Here is a 19,865-nt window from a genome sequence, read left to right on the forward strand (position 1 = left end):
TACGTTGCCCCAGCTCTGCAGAGCAATCTGCGGGTAACAGCTGAGGGTAAATTGCAGCGATAAAAAAACCGATGCCATGGCATCGGTTTTTTACTATTACCGGTTTATTCGCTCTCAGCTGCGGGCGAGGCGGTTTTCCGGGTAGTTCTTGGCCAGCACTTCGCGGGCGTGCTTGGCCAGCTGCGGCATCTTCAGGGCATCGTAAGACTCGACCATGATCTCCAGCGCCTTCTCGGTTTCGGCTGTGTCGGGGTAGGTTTCGACAATCAGCTTGGCCCGGTTGGCGGCCGCGACCAGTGCATCACGCTTCACGTAATACTCGGCCACGCTCAGGTCATATCGGGCCAGACGATTCTTCAGGCCAATCATGCGGGCGCGGGCATCGGCGGCATAGACGCTGTTGGGGTAGTTCTGCAGCAGGGTCTTGAAGTCCTGGAATGCCTGACGGGCATAAGCCGGGTCTTTGTCGTCACGACCGATACCGAACAGGCTCTGGAAGAAGTTGTAATCCGCCGCCATGTTGGTTAGGCCGCGCATATAGAAGACGTAATCGATATTTTTATGCGCCGGATTGAGGCGGATAAAACGGTCGATATTGGCGATCGCCTGAGCGGTATCATCCTGCTTGTAGTAGGCATAGATGAGGTCAAGCTGCACCTGGTTGGAGTAGGCGCCGAATGGGTAGCGAGAGTCCAAAGCCTCAAGCAATTCAGTGGCTTGCACGTAATTGCCAACGTCCAGTTTGAGGCGTGCTTTCTGGTACAGGGTCTCCGGCGGTTCGTCGGGTACCTTGGGTTTGGTGCTGGAACAGCCTGTGATCAAGGTAGCGACCAAGGCGAGCGACATCAGCAGGTGAGACTTCTTTCCCATCAACAACATCCGGTCCATTTCCACGAAATTGGCAAAGTATCCGTTATGCTTGGCTAAAAGAAAAGCTAGAATACCCGGATTATTTCGAATTGATACCCCCCGCTCAAGAGACCATACATGAGCCAGCATATTGAACTGACAGGCGAATTCCAGGATCACCAATTCGGGCAGCGACTCGACCAGGCCCTGGCCGAATTGTTTCCAGACTACTCCCGCACCCGCATCAAGGAGTGGATTTTACAGGACAGAGTGACCCTGGACGGTCAGGTTGCCAACACCCCGCGCGAGAAGATTCTGGCCGGGCAGCAGGTGCATGTGAATGTCGAGCTGGAAGATGACACTCGCTGGGATGCCCAGGATATCGAGCTCAACATCGTTTATGAAGATGAACACATTCTGGTGATCGACAAACCGGCCGGTCTGGTGGTTCACCCGGGCGCAGGTACGCCGGATGGCACCATCCTCAACGCCCTGCTGCACCGCTACCCCGGCATTGCCGAGGTACCTCGCGCCGGTATCGTGCACCGTCTGGATAAAGACACCACAGGTTTGATGGTGGTTGCCAAAACCGTACCCGCCCAGACCCATCTGGTGGAAGCGTTGCAGGCGCGCCAGATCACCCGTGAGTACGAAGCAATCGCCATCGGTCACATGACCGCAGGGGGTACCGTTGATGCGCCCATCGGTCGTCACCCGACCCAGCGTACCCATATGGCCGTGGTGCCCAATGGTCGTCCTTCCGTAACTCACTACCGGGTGCACGAGAAGTTCCGTGGCCACACCCGTCTGCGTCTGCGTCTGGAGACCGGCCGTACCCACCAGATCCGTGTCCACATGGCGCACATCAAGCACCCGCTGGTGGGTGATCCCGCTTACGGTGGCCGTCTGCGCCCGCTGCGCAACGCGACCCCCGAGCTGACTCAGGCACTGCGCAACTTCAACCGTCAGGCGCTGCATGCCACCATGCTGCAACTGGCTCACCCCATCACGGGTGAAGTGATGCAGTGGCATTCAGCTACACCGCAAGACATGGTGGAGCTGATGGAAGTGCTGCGCGCGGATACGCTCGCCAATCCGGATGATTTAGTCTGGAACTGATGCGATAGGGCCTGCTGCGTCGGTTTCTGGCGTCATCCGGCCCGAACAGATGCCAAACGGGGTTCCCTTGCAGGAGCCCCGTTTTTATATCGGTGAATTGAAGGAGTCACAGATGAAATGGATCGAACCCGACTGGCCAGCCCCGGCGTGTGTCAGGGCGTTGTCGACCACCCGGGATGGCGGCGTCAGTGAAGGGGTCTTTACCGGTCTCAATCTGGGGGCCCACGTGGGTGACGAACCGGTGCGAGTCGAGTCTAACCGCGCCCGCTTGCAGCAGGCGGCCGCCATCCCGGGGCCCCTTAACTGGCTTAATCAGGTGCACGGCACCGTGGTTCATCCGGTCAGCAGCCATTATGAGCTGGCGCCGGATGCCGACGCAGCTTGCGCCCATGAGGCGGAGCTGGCCTGCATCGTGATGACTGCTGACTGTCTGCCGGTGCTGTTCTGCGATCGGGCAGGTACCGTGGTCGCAGCGGCCCACGCAGGCTGGCGTGGACTGAAAGAGGGAGTGCTGGAGGCGAGCATCGTCGCCATGGGCTGCGAGCCGGGCAAGATCCTGGCCTGGATGGGCCCGGCCATTGGCCCCACAGCGTTTGAAGTGGGTGGCGAGGTGCGCGAGGCCTTTATGGCCGAGCAGGCCGAAGCAGAAGCGGCGTTCATCCCTTCGTCCAATGAGGGGAAATGGCTGGCGGATATCTACCAGCTGGCCCGGCTGCGCCTTGCCCGCGCCGGCGTCACCGCCATCTATGGTGGCGAGTACTGCACCTTCAGCGACAGCGAGCAGTTTTACTCCTATCGCCGCGACGGCCAGACCGGCCGGATGGCCTCCCTCATCTGGTTGGCCCGCTAAGCAATCACCCGCCAAGTAATAGCCCGTCTCTCTCAAGAGCAGAGCCGTATGAGAGAGGCGGGGCTCCTGTTCTTGTCCCCTCTTGCAGAAAAAATAACCAGCCCATGCCCTTGAAATAGCCCGTACGGGCCTCATCTTTCATCTCAGAAAGTTATGTTGTTTGCCGCGCAAGCGGCGTCTGCCTGTTTGAAGGGGGAGTGCAATGCGCCTCGATCGCCTTACCAGCAAATTCCAGATTGCTATTTCCGATGCCCAGTCTCTTGCGCTGGGTCGTGACCACCAATTCATCGAACCCGTTCACCTGATGACCGCGTTGGTCAATCAGGATGGCGGCTCCATCCGTCCGTTGCTCACCCTGACCGGGATGGATATCAACGCCCTGCGCTCCCGTCTCGGTGAGGAGCTGGATCGCCTGCCGCGCGTCAGCGGCGTGGAAGGGGACGTGCAGCTCTCCAACGGCCTCGGCCGCCTGCTCAACGTCTGCGACAAACTGGCCCAGCAGCGCAAGGATCAGTTCATCTCCTCCGAACTGTTCGTGCTGGCTGCCCTCGACGAGAAGGGAACGCTGGGCGAGCTGTTGCGCGCTCAGGGGCTGACCAAGGAAAAACTCGAAGCGGCCATCGACAAGGTGCGTGGCGGCAAGAAGGTGGAAGATGCCAACGCCGAGGAGAACCGTCAGGCGCTGGAGAAGTACACCATCGATCTGACCGAGCGGGCCGAACTCGGCAAGCTCGACCCGGTGATCGGCCGTGATGATGAGATCCGCCGTACCATTCAGGTGCTGCAACGCCGCACCAAGAACAACCCTGTGTTGATCGGTGCTCCCGGTGTCGGCAAGACCGCCATCGTCGAGGGGCTGGCCCAGCGCATCATCAACGGCGAAGTGCCGGAAGGGCTCAAAAACAAGCGGGTGCTGTCGCTGGACATGGGGGCGCTGGTGGCCGGGGCCAAGTATCGCGGCGAGTTTGAAGAGCGGCTCAAGGCTGTGCTGACCGATCTCGCCAAGGAGGAGGGCAACGTCATCCTCTTTATCGACGAGCTGCACACCATGGTCGGCGCCGGCAAGGGCGAAGGGGCAATGGACGCGGGCAACATGCTGAAACCTGCGCTGGCCCGTGGTGACCTGCACTGCGTCGGCGCCACCACCCTGGATGAGTACCGTCAGTACATCGAAAAAGATGCCGCGCTGGAGCGCCGTTTCCAGAAGGTGCTGGTAGAAGAGCCGACAGTCGAGGATACCATCGCCATCCTGCGCGGTCTGAAGGAGCGTTACGAGCTGCACCACCATGTGCAGATCACCGACCCCGCCATCGTGGCGGCGGCCCAGCTGTCGCACCGTTACATTGCAGATCGCCAGCTGCCGGACAAGGCCATCGACCTCATTGACGAGGCGGCTGCCAGCATCCGGCTACAGATCGACTCCAAGCCCGAGGCGCTCGATCGTCTCGAGCGGCGCATCATCCAGCTCAAGCTGGAGCAGCAGGCGCTGATGAAGGAGGATGACGACGCCAGCCGCAAACGGCTGGAGCTGATCAATCAGGAGATTGGCGAAAAAGATCGGGAATACAACGAGTTGGATGAGGTGTGGAAGGCCGAGAAGGCAGCCCTCGCCGGCACCCAGCATATCAAGGCAGCGCTGGAGCAGGCCCGTCAGGATCTCGACGTGGCGCGCCGCGCAGGCGACCTGGGCCGGATGTCCGAGCTGCAGTACGGCCGCATTCCGGAGCTGGAGAAACAACTGGATCTCGCCACGCAAGCCGAGATGCAGGAGACCAGTCTGCTGCGCAACCGGGTCACCGACGTGGAGATTGCAGACGTCCTGGCACGCTGGACCGGGATTCCGGTCGCCCGCATGCTGGAAGGGGAGCGCGACAAGCTGCTGCGGATGGAAGAGCAGCTGCACAGCCGGGTGATCGGCCAGGAAGAGGCGGTCGATGCGGTCTCCAATGCCATTCGTCGCTCCCGTGCCGGTCTCTCCGATCCGAATCGCCCCATCGGCTCCTTCCTGTTCCTGGGGCCCACCGGGGTGGGCAAGACCGAGCTGTGCAAGGCGCTGGCGGAGTTCCTGTTCGATACCCAGGATGCCATGGTGCGGATCGATATGTCCGAGTTCATGGAGAAACACAGCGTGGCCCGTCTGGTGGGGGCGCCTCCCGGATACGTGGGTTATGAAGAGGGCGGTTATCTGACCGAGGCGGTACGCCGTCGTCCCTACTCGGTGATCCTGCTGGACGAGGTGGAGAAGGCGCACCCGGATGTGTTCAACATCCTGTTGCAGGTGCTCGATGATGGCCGCCTGACCGATGGTCAGGGCCGTACCGTTGATTTTCGCAACACAGTGGTCATTATGACTTCCAACCTTGGTTCGGATCTGATTCAGGAGCACCACTCCGAGAAGGATTACGACGAGATGAAGGCCATGCTGATGGATGTGCTGACCCGCAGTTTCCGGCCGGAGTTTATCAACCGGATCGACGAGACGGTGGTGTTCCATCCGCTCGGCGAGGAGCACATCAAGTCCATCGCCCGCATCCAGCTCAAGAGCCTGATGGGCCGTCTCGAGGCTCAGGGTTACGAGGTGGAGGTGAGCGAAGCGCTGCTCGAGAAGCTGGTGCATGCCGGGTTCGACCCCGTCTACGGGGCGCGGCCCCTCAAACGGGCGATCCAGCAGAAGGTGGAGAACCCGCTGGCGCAGGCCCTGCTCTCCGGCCGCATCGTGCCGGGCAAAAAACTGGTGCTGGGGGCCGACAGCAACGGCCTCACCATGACCCAGTAACCAGTCTCGCATCGATGTTTGCAACGCCAGCCCTCGGGCTGGCGTTGCCATATCTGGTGGCAGGGATTCGGGCGCAAAAAAACGGCAATCCGAAGATTGCCGGGAGGAATGTAGTGACGCGACCTGACGTGGGTTGAGCGGGTCGCAGGGGCAAGCCCCCGATTTCGAAACAAAACCGCTAACGGCCTTGCGTCTTACAGCCTGCCGGGGATGCGCTCGCTCAACCCCGACGGCCACCTGCCTGTTGCCATGTCGGCTGCGATGGCGCCGGCATGGCCTTCATTCGTTACAGCATGCCTTGCACGGCGGCTTTCATCTCGGCTGGCCAGACACCGACCTGCACCTGACCGATGTGCTCTTTTTGCAGCAGCAGCATGGCCAGACGGGATTGGCCGATGCCGCCGCCGATGGTCTGCGGCATCCGTGCGGCCAGCAGATCCTGATGCCAGTCGTACTGCAGGCGATCCTCGTCACCGGTGATAGCCAGCTGGCGGCGAAGCGCCTCGGCATCGACCCGGATCCCCATGGAGGAGATCTCGAAGCTGTCTTGCAGCACCGGGTTCCACACCAGAATGTCACCGTTCAGGCCGGCCAGACCCAGCTCGCTGTGGCTGCTCCAGTCGTCGTAGTCCGGGGCGCGCACATCGTGACGCTCACCGTGGGAGAGGGCACCGCCGATGCCAATCAGGAACACGGCCCCCAGCTCTTTGGCGATGGCACGCTCGCGCCCCTTGGCATCGAGGTCCGGGTAACGGGCCAGCAGCTCTTCGCTGTGCAGGAACTGGATCTCCGCCGGCAGGAAGGGGGTCAGCTCATGCTCGGCACAGACCGCGCGCTCGGTGGCCTTGATGGCGGCCCAGATACCGCGCACGGTTTCCTGCAGATAGGCCAGATCGCGGCGCTCGCTCGGCATCACCTTCTCCCAGTCCCACTGATCCACGTAGACGGAGTGGATGGGGGTGAGCTTGTCTTCATCCGGACGCAGTGCCTTCATGTGGGTGTAGATCCCTTCGCCCGGGCCGAAACCGAAGCGACCCAGGGTCTGGCGCTTCCATTTGGCCAGTGAATGAACCACTTCGTAGCTGTGCTCCGGCAGGGTCTTCACTTTGACCTGCACTGCATTCTCGTGGCCAGAGAGGTTGTCCTGAGTACCATCACCGACCCGGCTCAGAATGGGGGCTTGCACCTCCATCAGACCCAGTTGCTGGGCGAGTTGGCGGGAGAACATCTCTTTGACGAAGCTGATCTGCTGTTGGCTGCGAATGTAGTGCTGTTTCATGCTGAATTCCTGTTTCAAACCCCGTTGGATGTGGTGATTCTTCAACGGAATGCCAACCAAATTCAATATTCGACAATATAAATAGGCTTTGTGTGTTTTTTTCTTCAAAATGAGCGAGCATTTAATGAGATATCGCTAACGGGAGGGCAAAAAAGTGCCGGAAAATTACCGGATCGATAATCTCGATCAGGCCATCCTCACCGCTCTGATGGAGAATGCGCGGATCCCTTACGCCGAGCTTGCGAAACAACTGGCGGTCAGCCCGGGCACCATCCATGTGCGGGTGGAGAAGATGAAACAGGCGGGGATCATCGAGGGGACACGGGTGCAGGTTAACCCCAAGAAGCTGGGTTACGACGTCTGCTGCTTTATCGGGATCAATCTGAAGAGTGCCAAGGATTACCCCTCGGCACTGGCCAAGCTGCAGGCGCTGGACGAAGTGGTGGAAGCCTACTACACCACGGGCCACTACAGCATCTTCATGAAGGTGATGACCCGCTCCATCGACGAGCTGCAGATAGTGCTGATCAACAAGATCCAGACCATCGACGAGATCCAGTCCACTGAAACCCTGATTTCGCTGCAGAATCCGATCCTGCGGGACGTGAAGCCCTGAGCAACAGATCAGGGTTCGATATAGGGAATGCCGTACTTGTCGTAGAGGGCCTTGAGGCTGCCGTTGCGTTTCATGCGCAGTAGTTCGGCATCGTAGGCCGCCATCAGGGCGGGGGTCTGTGCATCCGCTCGTGCGCGGGCCCAGGTGTTGAAGTAGGGGCTGCTCTTGAGCGGTTTGGGCAGGTAATCGACCTTGCCCGTCAGCCCCTCCTCCTTGATCTGGGTGAAGGCGGTGACCAGCGGCATGGGCACGGTATCGATCCGTCCGGCCAGCAGTTTACGCAGTTGCAGCTGGTTCATGGTGATCTCCTGAAACTGATAGGCCGGGTCGGTCATGGCCGCTGCCAGTTCAGGGGTGTAGGAGAAATCCTTGGTCACGCCGATGCGCCAGGGTTTGAGATCGGCCAGCGTTTCGTAGCGGATCTTCATCAGGTCCGCCTTGCGCACGAAGAAGTGCCAGCTGTGGCGAAGATGGGCCTGTTGGGGATAGATGAGATAACTCTCCCGCTCCGCCTTGTAGGAGTGGGTCATCACCAGATCGCAGGCGCCGGTTTCGGCATTGCGGGTGAGGCGGGCACCGGAGTCGGCCAGCTCGATCCGAAAGGGCGTCTCCAGCTTGTCGAATATGGCGGTGACGATATCGATATCGAGTCCGCGGGGTTTCTGATCGGCATCGAGATACTTGAGCGGGGGCTCCATGGTGCCGCAGATCACCAGCTCTTTGGCGGGCAATCCGAGTGGAAACAGCAAACAAAACAGGGGGATCACACGCAAACTACGTCTCCTGAGCCCGTTTGAAGATATTCCAAGACCTGATTCCAGTATATTGGATGGCACCTGATCCGTTAGAAGCGACTGTTTATGGCAAATCCTGAAATCGAGAGCCCGCTGGACGGGATCGACAAGTTGACTGTCTCGCTCTACCGCCTTGGCTTGAGTGCGGCAGCCTTGTTGCTGCTTTGCCGCGGTGCGGCGCTGCTGAGCGGGATGGCATTGCTCCCGTCGGCACAATGGTTGATGTCGCTGGCAGTGGCAAGCGCAATCTGCGGCTTCTCGCTGCATATCTACGACAAGCGGATTCGCCTGATTCTGCAGGGGTTTGGTTGGGGCGCACTGGCCCTGGCTGCGGTAGGGGCGCCGGATGCGCTGGTGCTGGGAGCTGCGTTGGCGACCCTCTCCGGGCTGGCGTTCAAGGAGCAGTTTTGCTTCGCCATTCCCGGCATCAAGCTGGTGCCCGTATTGCTGCCGGCGTTATGGCTGCTGGAGTGGTTGCGGGTGGAGTGGGCCGCCGCACTGGTGGCGCTGGTCTGCGGCGCCCTGTTGACCTTGCTGGCGCTGGCCAAGTGGCGGATGCCCCTGCACTTCGATATCGGTGACAAGGGGCGTTACCAGATCTAGGTCTGCTGGCACACCTTCATTTGCTGGTTGAGGGCCTCCATCACCTGACGGCGGCTGATGATGCCGATCACCTTGCCCTGTTGCAGCACCGGGTAGATCTTGGGCTTGGCATCGGCCATCTGGCGAGCCAGATCCAGAATGCTCTCATCCGGCCCGACCGAGAGGGGCGAGCGGTTCATCAGATCCTCCACCCGGGTGCGGGTATCGCAGTGGTAGCTGCCGGTGAGCAGGCTGGGGATGCAATCTTGTTCGGAAAGAAAGCCGATCAGCCGTTTCTGCTCATCCAGCACCGGCAGGCCGCCAAGACCCGATTGATGCAGGCGATCCAGCGCCTCGGCCAGGCCGAGTCCGGCAGTGAGGGAGTGGGTCAGGCGACCCATGTGGTGGTGTACTTTCAGCATGGTGGTAACTCCGCAAGAGGGGGATGCCGCCATTATGACGCGGGCGGGTAGCTCGCGACCAATGGCTTGTGCCGCAGGGATTGATAGGCACAAGCCATCGGCGGTGATCCGCTGGCAGGCGGGCTTCGTTCATGCAAGACCATGAAAGGTAAAGGAGATCGTATGCGTGCATTGGTTACGGGCTGCGGCCGTCGACTCGGATTTTATCTCTGTGAACAACTGGTGGCAGCGGGTTGGCAGGTGACGGGCAGTTATCGCAGCGAGCGGCCGGAGCTGGCCACGTTGGCTGCATTGGGGGTCGAGCTGGTGCAGGCGGATTTTGGCCGGGAAGAGGACGTTGGCAAGCTTATCGCTCTGCTGGCAGCCTATCAGGATCTGGCGCTGGTGATCCACAACGCCTCGGCCTTCGAGCCGCAGGCAACTGATCCGGCTGCGCAACTGGCCCAGTTCGAACAGTTCTACCGGGTGCACATGGCGGCCCCCTTCCAGCTAAACCGGGCGCTGGCCCCCCAGCTTGCCAGCAATCCCAACGCCAGCATCATTCATATCACCGATATCTATATCCATGCCCCGGCCCCCCGTTTTGCCAGCTATGTGGCCACCAAGGCGGGAGCCCATTCGCTGGCCATGAGCTTTGCCCGCGAGCTGGCGCCTGCGGTGCGGGTCAACACTATAGAGCCGGGGCCGATCCTGTTTCTCGACGAGCATGACGAGGCATGGCGCCAGCAGGTGTTGGCGAAAACACCGCTGGCGCGGGAGGGTGGACTTGAGCCCATCTGGCAGGCGGTGCAGCTACTGGTGGGGAACAGTTATATGACGGGTGCCAGCATCAAGGTAGATGGCGGGCGTGCCCTGGCTACCCTCTGAGGGGTTGCCAAGCACCAGCGGCTCCAGCCCGACCTGCCGGGTCAGCAAGCCCTTGCCGGGTTTGAGCTTGCCCGACGGGGCGGGGTGCGTCACTTGCAGCGCCACCTTGGGCTCATGCACCTCGCCATGGCCGTAGAGCTCGGCCAGCAGCTCCGCCAGATAGGAATCGACCTCTGCCGAGGCAAAGTCACCGCTCCTGTTGCTGGCCAGAATATCGATGTCGAGCGGCCGATCGTGCACCTTGCAGAGCGGATTGCTGCGATCCCGGCCGTGAGCCACTTCAAGGGCGACAAAGTACTGCTTGAGGCTGGCGGCATCGAGTGGGCTCTCCACCACCAGCAGGCAGTTGAGAAAGTCGTGGCTGGAGTGCATTCCCACCGGCTTGGTGCGGATCACCGAACTCAGCCGCAGGGGGCCGACGTGCGCAAGCAGCTCGGCCAGCACCCGGCTGACATGGATGTGCGGGTCAAGATTGGAACCAATGCTACACAGATAGAACATGCTCACCTTCCCGGGGTTGGGCTCATCTGAAATGTATACGCAGCTCACGGTTATCGGATTAACTATGGCTTAACATTGTCTTATCTATTGTGATCCGGCACTGATTGGCAGAAAGGAGGTTTGCATGAGTGTGGAGCTGAAATGGGCGCTGTTGACCGCTTCGGGCGCGCTGGCGATGATCATGATTATCTGTCTGGCCTCTGTCGCGTTGGCGTGAATCACCACAATCCAGATAATACAAACCGGCCTGTTGGCCGGTTTTGTTTTTTGGGGCGGTGCGGCTATGCTGGCGCACCGGTGAGAATGCAAGAGAAGAGATGATGACCAAGGTTCGCCCACGTTCCCTGCTGCAGGTGGTATTGATGGGATTTGTGCTGGTATTGATGCCGCTGGGCGGCATGATCTGGCACAACAGCACCTCCCTTGCCCACCTCAGTCAGCTCACCAGCGACGAGATGGAGCGGGCGGTCAAGGATACCCGCCGCGCTACCCTGCTGACGGCGCAAGCCATCGATATCGAACGCACCTTGCGCCGCTTCGCGGTGCTGGGGGATCGCCGCAGTCTCACCAGCTACCAGCAGCAACTCGACGGGTATCGGGTGTTGCTGGCGGAACATCGCAACTCCATCACCGACGGCCAGCTCTACAGCGGGCTCGATCAGGGGCTGGCCTGGCTCGACAGCCTGCAGGATGCCGCGCTGGCCCGGGCGGCGGTAGCGGGGGACAAGCTGGAGCAGTTCAACGATGCCAACAAGCAGCTCGAAATAGTCACCCGCAGCCGGGTTGACGAACACATGGATCGGGTGCAGCTCACCATTGCCGGACTGACCAGCGAGCTCTGGTGGGTGAGCGGAGCGGTGGCGGCGCTCAGCCTGCTGATGGTCTTTATCTTCACCTACCTCATCATCCACCCGGTACGACAGATTGAGTCGCGCATCTTGAGTCTGGGTGCCGGGGTCGAACCCGATCCCAAGCCGGTTGACGGCCCTGCCGAGCTGGTATTGCTGGGGGAGCGGATCGTCTGGCTGCACGACAAACTCAAGGAGCTGGAGCTGCAGAAATACCAGTTCCTGCGTCATGTTTCCCACGAGCTCAAGACCCCGCTGGCTGTGCTGCGGGAGGGGACGGATCTGCTCTGCGAGCAGCTGGTCGGGCCTTTGACGCCGGATCAGCTGGAGATCTGCCAGATGCTCGATGAGAACAGTCGGCGTTTGCAGACCCTGATCGAGCGGTTGCTCGACTTCAACCGGCTCAGTCAGCAGGAGGCCTTCGAACTGGAGCCCGTCCCCCTGCTGCCGATGTTGTCGGAACTTTCTGCAGAGTACCGGCTGGCATTGGAGTCCAAGCAGATCCGTGTACACTTGCCGACCGTGCCGGTTACCCTGTGGGCGGAGCCCTACCGGCTACGACTGATCCTCGATAACCTCTTCTCCAACGCCGTCAGTTACGGCGCCAGCGGGGGCAATATCTGGATCAGGGCAGGGCAAGATGAACAGATAAGCTGGCTGGAAGTGGCCAACGAGGGGCCCAAGATCCCCGTGGCCGATCAGCAACGCATTTTTGAACCCTTCGAGCAAGGCAGCACAGTGCGGCAAGGTCTCTTGAAAGGCTCGGGCATGGGCCTCTCCATCGCCCGCGAGTCTGCCAACAGCTTGGGGGGGGAACTGGTTCTGGTAGAGGATGAACAGGCGGATGTCTGTTTCAGGTTGACGTTGAAATGAGGACTATGAAGATACAACGCGTATTTCCTGCTCTGATGGCAGGGCTGCTCGCGGGTTGCTCCTTGCTGCCGCAACAGGCAGAGCGGGAGTCCTCCGATATCGCTTTTGCCAAGCGGATGGAGTTTGCCAACAAGGAGATGCAGGTGCGTCTGCAATACTCCGACTGGCTGCTGGCCAGTCACCCCCAGCAACGGGTGCAGGAGCGTCAGCGTCTGAAAGGGGCCGACGATCTGGAGAGCCGGGTCAGTCTGGCGATGGTGGACTCCCACCCCGCCGAGTCGGTGGCCAATCGCACTGCCGGTCTGGCGCGCCTGAAGCAGATGCTGCCCGAACTGGGTCTCGATGCGCAGGCCTTTTTACGTAGCTGGATCGCCCTCGGCGAGCAGCTGCTGGCTCGCGACAGCCGTCGCGATGACCAGAGTCAGGAGATCCAGCGGCTGCGCCGCCAGATCGAGCAGCTGACTGCCATCGACGACCAGCTCAACCAGCGCAAGCTGAACGAGAATCGTGAGGTAATACCATGAGCCGGATCCTGTTGGTGGATGACGATGTCAGCCTGCTCAAACTGATGAGCATGCGGCTGCGCAGTCAGGGTTATGAAGTGGATACCGCCGACAGTGCGGAAGGGGCCCTCGACCGGTTGCGTCAGCAACGGGCCGATCTGGTGCTGAGCGACCTGCGGATGGCCGGCATGGACGGTCTGGCGCTGTTCGAGCGGATCCAGGCCCAGTGGCTGGGGTTGCCGGTGATCATCATGACCGCCCACGGCACCATCCCGGACGCCATTCAGGCGACCCGCTCCGGGGTCTTCAGCTTTCTGACCAAACCCATCAACAAGGATGAGCTGTTCGCCACCATCGAACATGCGCTGAGTTTGACGCGGCCGAAACAGCAGCAGGAGTGGCAATCGCTGATCCTGACCCGTAATCCCCAGCTGGAACAGCTGCTGATCCAGGCCCATAGCATTGCGACCATGGAGGTGCCGGTGCTGATCATGGGGCCGTCAGGCTCCGGCAAGGGGGCGATGGCGCAGGCGCTGCATCAGGCCAGCCAGCGGCGCGACAAGCCGCTCCATACCATCAACTGTGCCGCCATTCCGTGGGCGTCACTCGACTTGCAGCTGTTTGGTGAAGATGGCCAGTCAGGGCTGTTCGAGCAGGCCAAGGGGGCGACCCTGTTTCTCGACGAGATTGGCAGCCTCTCCGAATCCCTGCAGGCCAAGCTGCTGCAGGTGATGGAGGAGTATGGTCAGGGCACGCCGGAGGTGCGGGTGCTCAGCTCCAGCCATCAGGATTTGGTCAAGGCGATGGAGGAGGGGCGCTTTCGGGAAGATCTCTTCTACCGTCTCAACGTCGCCAATATCACCTTGCCGTCTCTCAGTGCCCGCAGCGAGGATATCCCCCTGCTGGCCCGACAGGCGCTCGACGATTACCGCAGCCGCCACAGTGACTGCGCCGCCATGGGGTTTTCGCCCGAGTCGCTGGCGTTGCTGGCGGCCGCTGCCTGGCCCGGCAACGTGCGCCAGCTCTGCAACGTGGTGGAGCAGCTCGCCAGCCTCTGTTGCAGCCCGGTGATCGGGGTCTCCATGGTAGAGTCCGCCCTGAGCGGTGGTGGCGGCGGCATCCCCTCGTTCAACGAGGCGCGGGCCGAATTCGAGAAGGAGTATCTGATCCGTTTGCTGCGCACCACCGAGGGCAACGTGACCCTGGCGGCCAACATGGCGGGCAGAAACCGTACCGATTTCTACAAGTTATTGAATCGGCACGGTATCGAAGCAGCAAACTTCAAATCGAAGGGATAAATCAGGCGGGATCAACCACCGCCGGAGCGGCATCGGCTTTTTGAGTTTTATGGGAGAGCCAGAGGCCGCTCGCCTTCATCAGGTAACCGAACAAGGCGCCAATGATGAGGGAGGGCAGGATCAGCCGCCACTCGCCAGCCGCCCCGAAGGTGGCACAGCAACCGGCAAAGGTGCCGGGAATGTAGCCGAGCCACTGCTGCTTGGCCTGTACGCACATCAGGGTTGCGACCACCCCCGTCATCACATAACCCGCCACGCCAGCTCCCCACAGACTGTCGCCATGGATCAGCAGCAGTGCCCACAGCATGCCGCTGGTGTTACAGAAGATGGTCTGCAGCAGCGCCTTGTAGCCACCGCTTGACGCGAAATAGCTGGTGCAGCCGAGAAAGCCGACCCAAGAGATAAGGCCGAACGCGACGGCAATCCAGCCCCAGACGGCGGAGAGAATTCCAGTGGTGATGGCGATGGCGATCAGTGGGCTCATGGGGCGACTCTTCAGTTGGCTTCGCAAAATGGGCAGCCTACCCCCGGCAATCGGGGCGGCAAGCGGGGGCCGAATTGTGTGTGATCTTCATCACCCTTTTCAACTCAGGAATACGCTTGCGCTCGCGAAAAAAATTCATTGGTGACCGACCTGACAGTCGGCCATAGTTAGAGGCCCTGTCCTGCTCATGGAGTGAGTCTGATGGCGCCAAATGTGATCGTTCCCCTGCTGGTGTTCGTAGTCCTGTTTCTGGTCGGCACCATGGCCAAGGCACTGCCCCTGCACCACATGATGTAAATTTGTGTGAAATAAAAATCTGCCGGGGCGGGTCTTATCCATACTGCCTCACTCAGCCCCGGGAGTTTTTCATGTTGATCAAGCGTCGTACCGCCCACCCCCTCACCGAACAGGATGTCACCCCGGAAGCCGTCTATCAGGATCGCCGCCTTATTCTCAAAGGGCTGGGTCTGGGCGCAGCCACCCTGGCGTTTCCCACTCAGGCCGGTGTACTCGATCTGCTGCGCGGTAAAGAGGATGCTCCCCAGTTAGCCACTAGGCCGCTCAACAGCAAGCCTGCCGAGCGCCCGGCCAATCTGGTGCTGACACCGGAAGAGAAGGCCACCAGTTACAACAACTTCTATGAGCTTGGCACCGACAAGTCCGACCCGGCTCGCAACGGCCATTACCTCAAGCCCGAACCCTGGACCCTCAAGGTGGAGGGGGAGGTGGCCAAGCCTTTTACACTCGATGTGTGGGACCTCATCAACAAGAGCGAGCTGGAGGAGCGGATCTACCGGCTGCGCTGCGTCGAAGCCTGGTCCATGGTACTGCCCTGGAATGGCATCTCGCTGGCGGAGATCATCCGCCGTGCCGAGCCCACCAGTCGCGCCAAGTTTGTCGCCTTCGAAACCCTGTTTGATCCGAAACAGCTGCCGGGGCAGGCCTCCAGTCTGGGGGGCGGTATAGAGTATCCCTATGTGGAGGGGTTGCGTATCGACGAGGCGATGCACCCTCTCTCTTTCCTTGCGATGGGGCTCTATGGCAAGACCCTGCCCGCCCAGAATGGCGCGCCGATCCGGCTGGTAGTGCCGTGGAAGTATGGCTTCAAGAGCATCAAGAGCATCGTCTCGATCCGGCTGGTAGAGGAGATGCCGCCGACCACCTGGAACCTGCTGGCTCCCAACGAATATGGCTTCTACGCCAACGTCAACCCGCAGGTGGATCATCCGCGCTGGAGTCAGGCCAGCGAGCGTTTCATCGGCGAAGGCGGAGTGTTTGGTGCCAAGCGTCAGCCGACCCTGATGTTCAACGGCTATGGTGACGAAGTCGCCTCGCTCTATCAGGGGATGGATCTGCGCCAATGGTACTGAGATTGAAACCGGCCCATATCAGCGGCTTGCGGGTGCTGGTGCATCTGGGCTCCCTTGGCTTCCTGCTCTGGCTGGTTTTTGCCATTCCGGCAGGTCTGCTGGGGGGCGATCCGGTGCCCGAGCTTATCCACTACCTCGGCAAGGGGGCGCTCAACCTGCTGCTGCTCACCCTGCTGGTGTCGCCGCTGGCCAAGCGCTGGCGGCAGGGGCAGCTTATCAAGCTGCGCCGCCCCCTCGGGCTCTGGTGTTTTGTCTGGGCGCTGCTCCACTTCATGGCGTGGCTGGGGCTGGATCTGCAGTTTGACTGGGGGCTGATTGGCGGCGAGCTGGTCAAGCGCAGCTATATCGTGGTGGGGATGGTGGCCCTGTTGCTGCTGGCCGCCCTCAGCATCACCTCGCTGCCCGCATTGCAGCGCCGCATGGGCGCCGCATGGCAGAAGCTGCACAACTGGGTCTATGCCATCGCCCTGCTGGCACCGGTGCATTACTGGTGGTCGCTCAAGAGCGGTTGGGGGGAGCCCCTCATCTACCTGCTGCTGGCCTGCGTCCTGCTCTGGCCGAGGCGGGAGAAACTGCTGCGCCCCATGCGGGGACGCTGGAATGCAAAAGAGGCCTAATCGGCCTCTCGTTGTTTGATCTCGCCGGTGTAGGCATCGACGATGAGATGCACCTTCTGATCCTGGCGATTGAGGGTTTTGACCTCGAATTTGTCCCCTTCCAGCTCCACTTCCCGAATGTCGTGATACCCTTGCGCCAGCAACAGTTTGACCAGCCCGGCCATGTCGAGACGGCTCTGGGCCGCCCAGCTTGTGGCACTCAACAGGCAAAGGATCAGCAGGAAACTGCGCGGGATCATATTCATTCCGGATTCATGGCTGGCAGACTATAAACGCCATTATGTTAGGTTTTTGGAGATGAATCATCCATGAATAGAGCGCTCCCTCTGCTTGGGTTATTGCTGCCGTTGCTGGCACAGGCGGTCACGCCTGATGAAGCCATGCTGCAGCAAGCTGTCCATGAGGGACGGGTTCGGCCCTTCCATGAAATGATGGAGGTGGCGGCCAGATTGCCGGTGCGGGTGTTGCGGGTGGATCTGGGGGAAGAGGATGGTATCTGGCTCTATGAACTGCGAGTCATCGATCGGGAGAACAGCGTGATCAAGGTAGCCTATCGGGCTGACAACCTTGAGCTTGTGTGGGCCAAGGGCCACCATCTGGAGCGGCTGTTCGAACCGCCAAAGCCCCCGGTCGAGGATGATGAATAACCCCTGTGTGGAAGCCTGTTCATGCGAATTCTGATTGTTGAAGACGAAAAAATTCTGGCTGGCCAGCTGGCCGAACAGCTGCGCCTCTCCGGCTTTGTCACCGACCTCTGCCACGATGGCAACGAGGCCGGTTTCCTCGGTGAGACCGAACCCTATGACGCCATCATTCTCGACCTCGGCCTGCCGGGGCGTGATGGCCTGAGCGTACTGAAAGAGTGGCGCAGCAAGGGGATCGATACCCCAGTGCTGGTGCTGACCGCCCGTGGCCAGCTGCACGAGAAGATCGAAGGGCTCAACGCCGGTGCCGATGACTACCTCACCAAGCCGTTCCAGGTGGCCGAGCTGGTGGCGCGGGTCCATGCGCTGGTGCGCCGGGCGGCGGGTAACGCCAGCTCCATTCTGGAGATCGGCGGGGTGCGCCTCGACATGGCGGCGTCGCAGGTGTGGTATGAAGGGACCCCCATCAAGCTGACTGCCCACGAGTTCCGGGTGCTGGGTTACCTGATGCAGCATCGGGGCAAGGTGGTATCACGCAGCGAGCTGATCGACCACATCTATGCTCAGGATTTTGACCGTGACTCCAATACCGTGGAGGTGTTCATCGGCCGGATCCGCAAGAAAACCAACCCCGATCTGATTGAGACAGTGCGCGGCCTCGGGTACCGGATCAACGAATGAGGCTGGTCAGAACCCTGCGGGGGCGACTGGTCGCCATCGCGCTGGTGTGGTGCGGGCTGTTTCTATTCGCCACCGGTTTCAGCCTGCAGACCATGATGCGCAACTACTGGCAGGAGGCGGAGGCCGACGGTCTGCGCCTGCAGCTCTATGATCTGCTCTCCCGGCTGGAAGTGGCCAAAACCGGCCTGCCGGTGGTCACCGGCTCCCTCTCCGATCCCCGCTTCAATCAACCCTACTCCGGCTACTACTGGCAGCTGGAGCTGGGTCGCGATGTGGTGGGGCGCTCTCGTTCACTGTGGGATACCAACCTGAAGAGCGACGGCCTCAAGTCGGCGTTTGGCGATCCCGACCTCTTTGTCGGCAAGGGGCCCAACAAGGAGCCGCTGCTGATCATGACCCGTACCGTGCTGTTGCCCGGTTCGGATCGGGTCTTTACCCTGGTGATGGCCAAGGACAGTAGCGCCCTGACCCAGACCCTCAACAAGACCCGCATCAGCCTGTTCCTCGGTCTCGGCTTTGCCGCCGCCGGTCTGGTGCTCGGCTTCATGTTCCAGATCGTCTACGGCTTGCGGCCGCTGCATCTGCTGCGCCGCGAACTGGGACGGGTTCATGAGGGCCATCAGGAGGGGTTCCGGCTGCGCTATCCGCTGGAGATCCAGCCGCTGGTTGAGGATATCAACCGGCTGCTGCACCACTACGGCGAGCTGCTGCAGCGGGCGCGCTCCCACACCGGCAATCTGGCCCACGCCCTCAAGACGCCGCTCAGCATCATGCGCAATCAGGTGGCTCAATTGCCGCCGGAGGATCAGGCCGCCATCGGCGAGCAGCTCGACCAGATCCAGCGTCATATCGACTATCACCTCGGCAAGGCGCGGGTGACCGGTGCCGCCAAGATCCTCGGGGTCTCTACCCCGGTGCGGGCGCGGGTAGAGTACATCTGCCGCGCCTTCTCCCGCCTCTATCCGGGCAAGACGGTGGACTTGCAGGTGCCAGCCGAACTGGCGGTCGGGGTGGAAGAGCAGGATTTCGACGAGATGGTGGGCAATTTGCTGGAGAACGCCTTCAAGTGGTCTGCCAGCGAGCTGCGCATATCCAGCGCCGAGCTAGGGGGCTGGATCACCTTGCGTATCGAGGATGACGGCCCCGGCATGAGCGAGGATCAGATCGCCAAGGCGGTGCTGCGCGGGGTGCGGCTCGACGAGAAGGTACCGGGCTCGGGCCTGGGTCTCAACATCGTCTCCGATCTGGCGGAAGCCTATCGGGGCAGTTTCATCATGGGCCGCGCCGAACTGGGCGGTCTGGCCGCCTCCCTCTCGTTGCCCAAGGTGGCAAGAGTCGAGAGCTAGGCATAACATATGGCATTTGTTTTAGCCTGAGGAAGAGAAGCATGACCGACGATCCGTGGGCACTGTGTCACCTTGACGATTCGTTTGATGCCTCTGTGCTGGGGGTCAAGGGCGCTCAGATCCAGTGGTTTGAAGACAGGGATGGCCTGATCGCGTTCCTTCTGGAAGATTTTGTCGACCTGCTGGCCGATGTGGGCGAGCTGGACGAGGAGCAGACCGAGCAGGCGCGCGAGCGCTTCACCCTGCTGGTGGAGCAGAGCTTCGACGATCGCACCCTGATGGATGCCATCAACGATCTCGCCTCCGGCCTGCGTCGCATCGCCTGGTTGGGGCCGCTCTCGGAGCTGGCCGAGATCAGCGACGACTTTGCCTCCGGCCTGCGCCGCTATTTCTGGAGCCAGTACGATGGGGACGAAGATGACCCGGACGCATGGGTGCCGGAAGAGCTGTGGCCGCAGCTGGTTGAGTGCGCGCAGGAGTATATGGAGGAAGGGGAGTTCTAAACCCATCCCCATGCCTGCGCTTTGGCAGACAGATAAAGAAACG

At 60.9% G+C, this 19,865-nt stretch carries 23 protein-coding genes; 16 read left to right on the forward strand and 7 right to left on the reverse strand.

Features of this window, described 5'->3' with window-relative positions:
• Window positions 1–114: 114 nt before the first annotated feature.
• Window positions 115–870: an outer membrane protein assembly factor BamD gene (locus tag NOM06_RS13660; RefSeq protein ID WP_167570693.1), complete on the reverse strand. Its 756-nt coding sequence runs from the start codon at window positions 868–870 to the stop codon at window positions 115–117.
• 117 nt (window positions 871–987) lie between these two features.
• Between NOM06_RS13660 and rluD the strand changes: the two genes are divergently transcribed.
• The 3 genes from rluD to clpB all read left to right on the forward strand — a co-directional run bounded on the left by rluD (window position 988) and on the right by clpB (window position 5,594).
• The gene (gene rluD, locus NOM06_RS13665; RefSeq protein WP_005339771.1) at window positions 988–1,968 is read left to right on the forward strand and encodes a 23S rRNA pseudouridine(1911/1915/1917) synthase RluD; all 981 of its coding nucleotides are present in this window, start codon (window positions 988–990) and stop codon (window positions 1,966–1,968) included.
• Between the two features lie 112 nt (window positions 1,969–2,080).
• On the forward strand, window positions 2,081–2,818 hold the full coding sequence (pgeF, locus tag NOM06_RS13670; protein WP_255911972.1) for a peptidoglycan editing factor PgeF: 738 nt from the start codon (window positions 2,081–2,083) through the stop codon (window positions 2,816–2,818).
• A 202-nt stretch (window positions 2,819–3,020) separates the two neighbouring features.
• Entirely contained in the window at window positions 3,021–5,594 is a 2,574-nt protein-coding gene (clpB, locus tag NOM06_RS13675) for an ATP-dependent chaperone ClpB (RefSeq protein WP_255911974.1), read from the forward strand.
• A 286-nt stretch (window positions 5,595–5,880) separates the two neighbouring features.
• Here the strand turns inward: clpB and asnA are convergent, their stop codons facing one another.
• Window positions 5,881–6,873 (reverse strand): aspartate--ammonia ligase, encoded by a 993-nt coding sequence (asnA, locus tag NOM06_RS13680; protein ID WP_021231465.1) that lies wholly within the window; start codon window positions 6,871–6,873, stop codon window positions 5,881–5,883.
• A 154-nt stretch (window positions 6,874–7,027) separates the two neighbouring features.
• Between asnA and asnC the strand changes: the two genes are divergently transcribed.
• The gene (asnC, locus tag NOM06_RS13685) at window positions 7,028–7,489 is read left to right on the forward strand and encodes a transcriptional regulator AsnC (RefSeq protein WP_005339783.1); all 462 of its coding nucleotides are present in this window, start codon (window positions 7,028–7,030) and stop codon (window positions 7,487–7,489) included.
• An 8-nt stretch (window positions 7,490–7,497) separates the two neighbouring features.
• On the opposite strand, the gene NOM06_RS13690 is transcribed toward asnC, so the two are convergent.
• Window positions 7,498–8,262: an ABC transporter substrate-binding protein gene (locus NOM06_RS13690; RefSeq protein WP_005357577.1), complete on the reverse strand. Its 765-nt coding sequence runs from the start codon at window positions 8,260–8,262 to the stop codon at window positions 7,498–7,500.
• A gap of 87 nt (window positions 8,263–8,349) precedes the next feature.
• Between NOM06_RS13690 and NOM06_RS13695 the strand changes: the two genes are divergently transcribed.
• On the forward strand, window positions 8,350–8,886 hold the full coding sequence (locus NOM06_RS13695; protein WP_005357578.1) for a DUF2301 domain-containing membrane protein: 537 nt from the start codon (window positions 8,350–8,352) through the stop codon (window positions 8,884–8,886).
• Here the strand turns inward: NOM06_RS13695 and NOM06_RS13700 are convergent.
• Entirely contained in the window at window positions 8,883–9,287 is a 405-nt protein-coding gene (locus NOM06_RS13700) for a CBS domain-containing protein (RefSeq protein ID WP_204477842.1), read from the reverse strand. The two genes, NOM06_RS13695 and NOM06_RS13700, sit on opposite strands and share 4 nt — an antisense overlap.
• Window positions 9,288–9,449: 162 nt before the next feature.
• On the opposite strand from NOM06_RS13700, the gene NOM06_RS13705 reads away from it, so the two are divergent.
• A complete protein-coding gene (locus NOM06_RS13705) occupies window positions 9,450–10,154 on the forward strand; it encodes an SDR family oxidoreductase (protein ID WP_255911976.1) in 705 nt (234 codons plus the stop codon).
• Here the strand turns inward: NOM06_RS13705 and NOM06_RS13710 are convergent.
• A complete protein-coding gene (locus NOM06_RS13710) occupies window positions 10,080–10,655 on the reverse strand; it encodes a 2-amino-4-hydroxy-6-hydroxymethyldihydropteridine diphosphokinase (RefSeq protein WP_255911977.1) in 576 nt (191 codons plus the stop codon). The genes NOM06_RS13705 and NOM06_RS13710 overlap by 75 nt on opposite strands.
• Window positions 10,656–10,779: 124 nt before the next feature.
• Between NOM06_RS13710 and NOM06_RS13715 the strand changes: the two genes are divergently transcribed.
• The 4 genes from NOM06_RS13715 (at window position 10,780) to NOM06_RS13730 (ending at window position 14,177) form a co-directional block, all read left to right on the forward strand.
• Window positions 10,780–10,872: a YnhF family membrane protein gene (locus NOM06_RS13715; RefSeq protein WP_005339800.1), complete on the forward strand. Its 93-nt coding sequence runs from the start codon at window positions 10,780–10,782 to the stop codon at window positions 10,870–10,872.
• A gap of 103 nt (window positions 10,873–10,975) precedes the next feature.
• Window positions 10,976–12,376 (forward strand): HAMP domain-containing sensor histidine kinase, encoded by a 1,401-nt coding sequence (locus NOM06_RS13720; RefSeq protein WP_047440386.1) that lies wholly within the window; start codon window positions 10,976–10,978, stop codon window positions 12,374–12,376.
• Window positions 12,373–12,900, forward strand: coding sequence for a hypothetical protein (locus NOM06_RS13725; protein ID WP_005356347.1), 528 nt, complete (start codon window positions 12,373–12,375; stop codon window positions 12,898–12,900). The genes NOM06_RS13720 and NOM06_RS13725 overlap by 4 nt, the downstream gene beginning before the upstream one ends.
• Window positions 12,897–14,177, forward strand: coding sequence for a sigma 54-interacting transcriptional regulator (locus NOM06_RS13730; RefSeq protein ID WP_076495224.1), 1,281 nt, complete (start codon window positions 12,897–12,899; stop codon window positions 14,175–14,177). Before NOM06_RS13725 ends, NOM06_RS13730 begins: the two co-directional genes overlap by 4 nt.
• A gap of 1 nt (window position 14,178) precedes the next feature.
• Here NOM06_RS13730 and NOM06_RS13735 read toward each other — a convergent pair whose 3' ends face one another.
• Complete coding sequence (locus tag NOM06_RS13735) at window positions 14,179–14,661, reverse strand: DUF1097 domain-containing protein (RefSeq protein WP_005339809.1); 483 nt, start codon at window positions 14,659–14,661, stop codon at window positions 14,179–14,181.
• A gap of 368 nt (window positions 14,662–15,029) precedes the next feature.
• Here NOM06_RS13735 and msrP point away from each other — a divergent pair, with 368 nt between their 5' ends.
• Together msrP and msrQ are read left to right on the forward strand one after the other, a co-directional pair.
• Window positions 15,030–16,031, forward strand: a complete 1,002-nt coding sequence (msrP, locus tag NOM06_RS13740) for a protein-methionine-sulfoxide reductase catalytic subunit MsrP (protein WP_064338937.1) — start codon at window positions 15,030–15,032, stop codon at window positions 16,029–16,031.
• A complete protein-coding gene (gene msrQ / locus NOM06_RS13745) occupies window positions 16,022–16,648 on the forward strand; it encodes a protein-methionine-sulfoxide reductase heme-binding subunit MsrQ (RefSeq protein WP_255911978.1) in 627 nt (208 codons plus the stop codon). Before msrP ends, msrQ begins: the two co-directional genes overlap by 10 nt.
• On the opposite strand, the gene NOM06_RS13750 is transcribed toward msrQ, so the two are convergent.
• Window positions 16,645–16,893, reverse strand: coding sequence for a PepSY domain-containing protein (locus tag NOM06_RS13750; protein WP_041202391.1), 249 nt, complete (start codon window positions 16,891–16,893; stop codon window positions 16,645–16,647). The two genes, msrQ and NOM06_RS13750, sit on opposite strands and share 4 nt — an antisense overlap.
• 63 nt (window positions 16,894–16,956) lie before the next feature.
• Here NOM06_RS13750 and NOM06_RS13755 point away from each other — a divergent pair, with 63 nt between their 5' ends.
• From NOM06_RS13755 to NOM06_RS13770, 4 genes are read left to right on the forward strand one after another with little or no spacing between them, the layout of a single operon-like run.
• The gene (locus tag NOM06_RS13755; RefSeq protein ID WP_005339825.1) at window positions 16,957–17,295 is read left to right on the forward strand and encodes a PepSY domain-containing protein; all 339 of its coding nucleotides are present in this window, start codon (window positions 16,957–16,959) and stop codon (window positions 17,293–17,295) included.
• 21 nt (window positions 17,296–17,316) lie between these two features.
• Complete coding sequence (locus NOM06_RS13760; protein WP_005339826.1) at window positions 17,317–17,973, forward strand: response regulator transcription factor; 657 nt, start codon at window positions 17,317–17,319, stop codon at window positions 17,971–17,973.
• Window positions 17,970–19,319 carry a sensor histidine kinase gene (locus NOM06_RS13765; RefSeq protein ID WP_058056207.1) on the forward strand — a complete coding sequence of 450 codons (1,350 nt, stop codon included), beginning with the start codon at window positions 17,970–17,972 and terminating at the stop codon, window positions 19,317–19,319. Before NOM06_RS13760 ends, NOM06_RS13765 begins: the two co-directional genes overlap by 4 nt.
• Before the next feature lie 41 nt (window positions 19,320–19,360).
• Complete coding sequence (locus NOM06_RS13770; protein ID WP_123173962.1) at window positions 19,361–19,822, forward strand: hypothetical protein; 462 nt, start codon at window positions 19,361–19,363, stop codon at window positions 19,820–19,822.
• Window positions 19,823–19,865: the final 43 nt, after the last annotated feature.

It is taken from the genome of Aeromonas sp. JL9, from assembly GCF_024436075.1.
Classification (GTDB): Bacteria; Pseudomonadota; Gammaproteobacteria; order Enterobacterales; family Aeromonadaceae; genus Aeromonas; species Aeromonas veronii.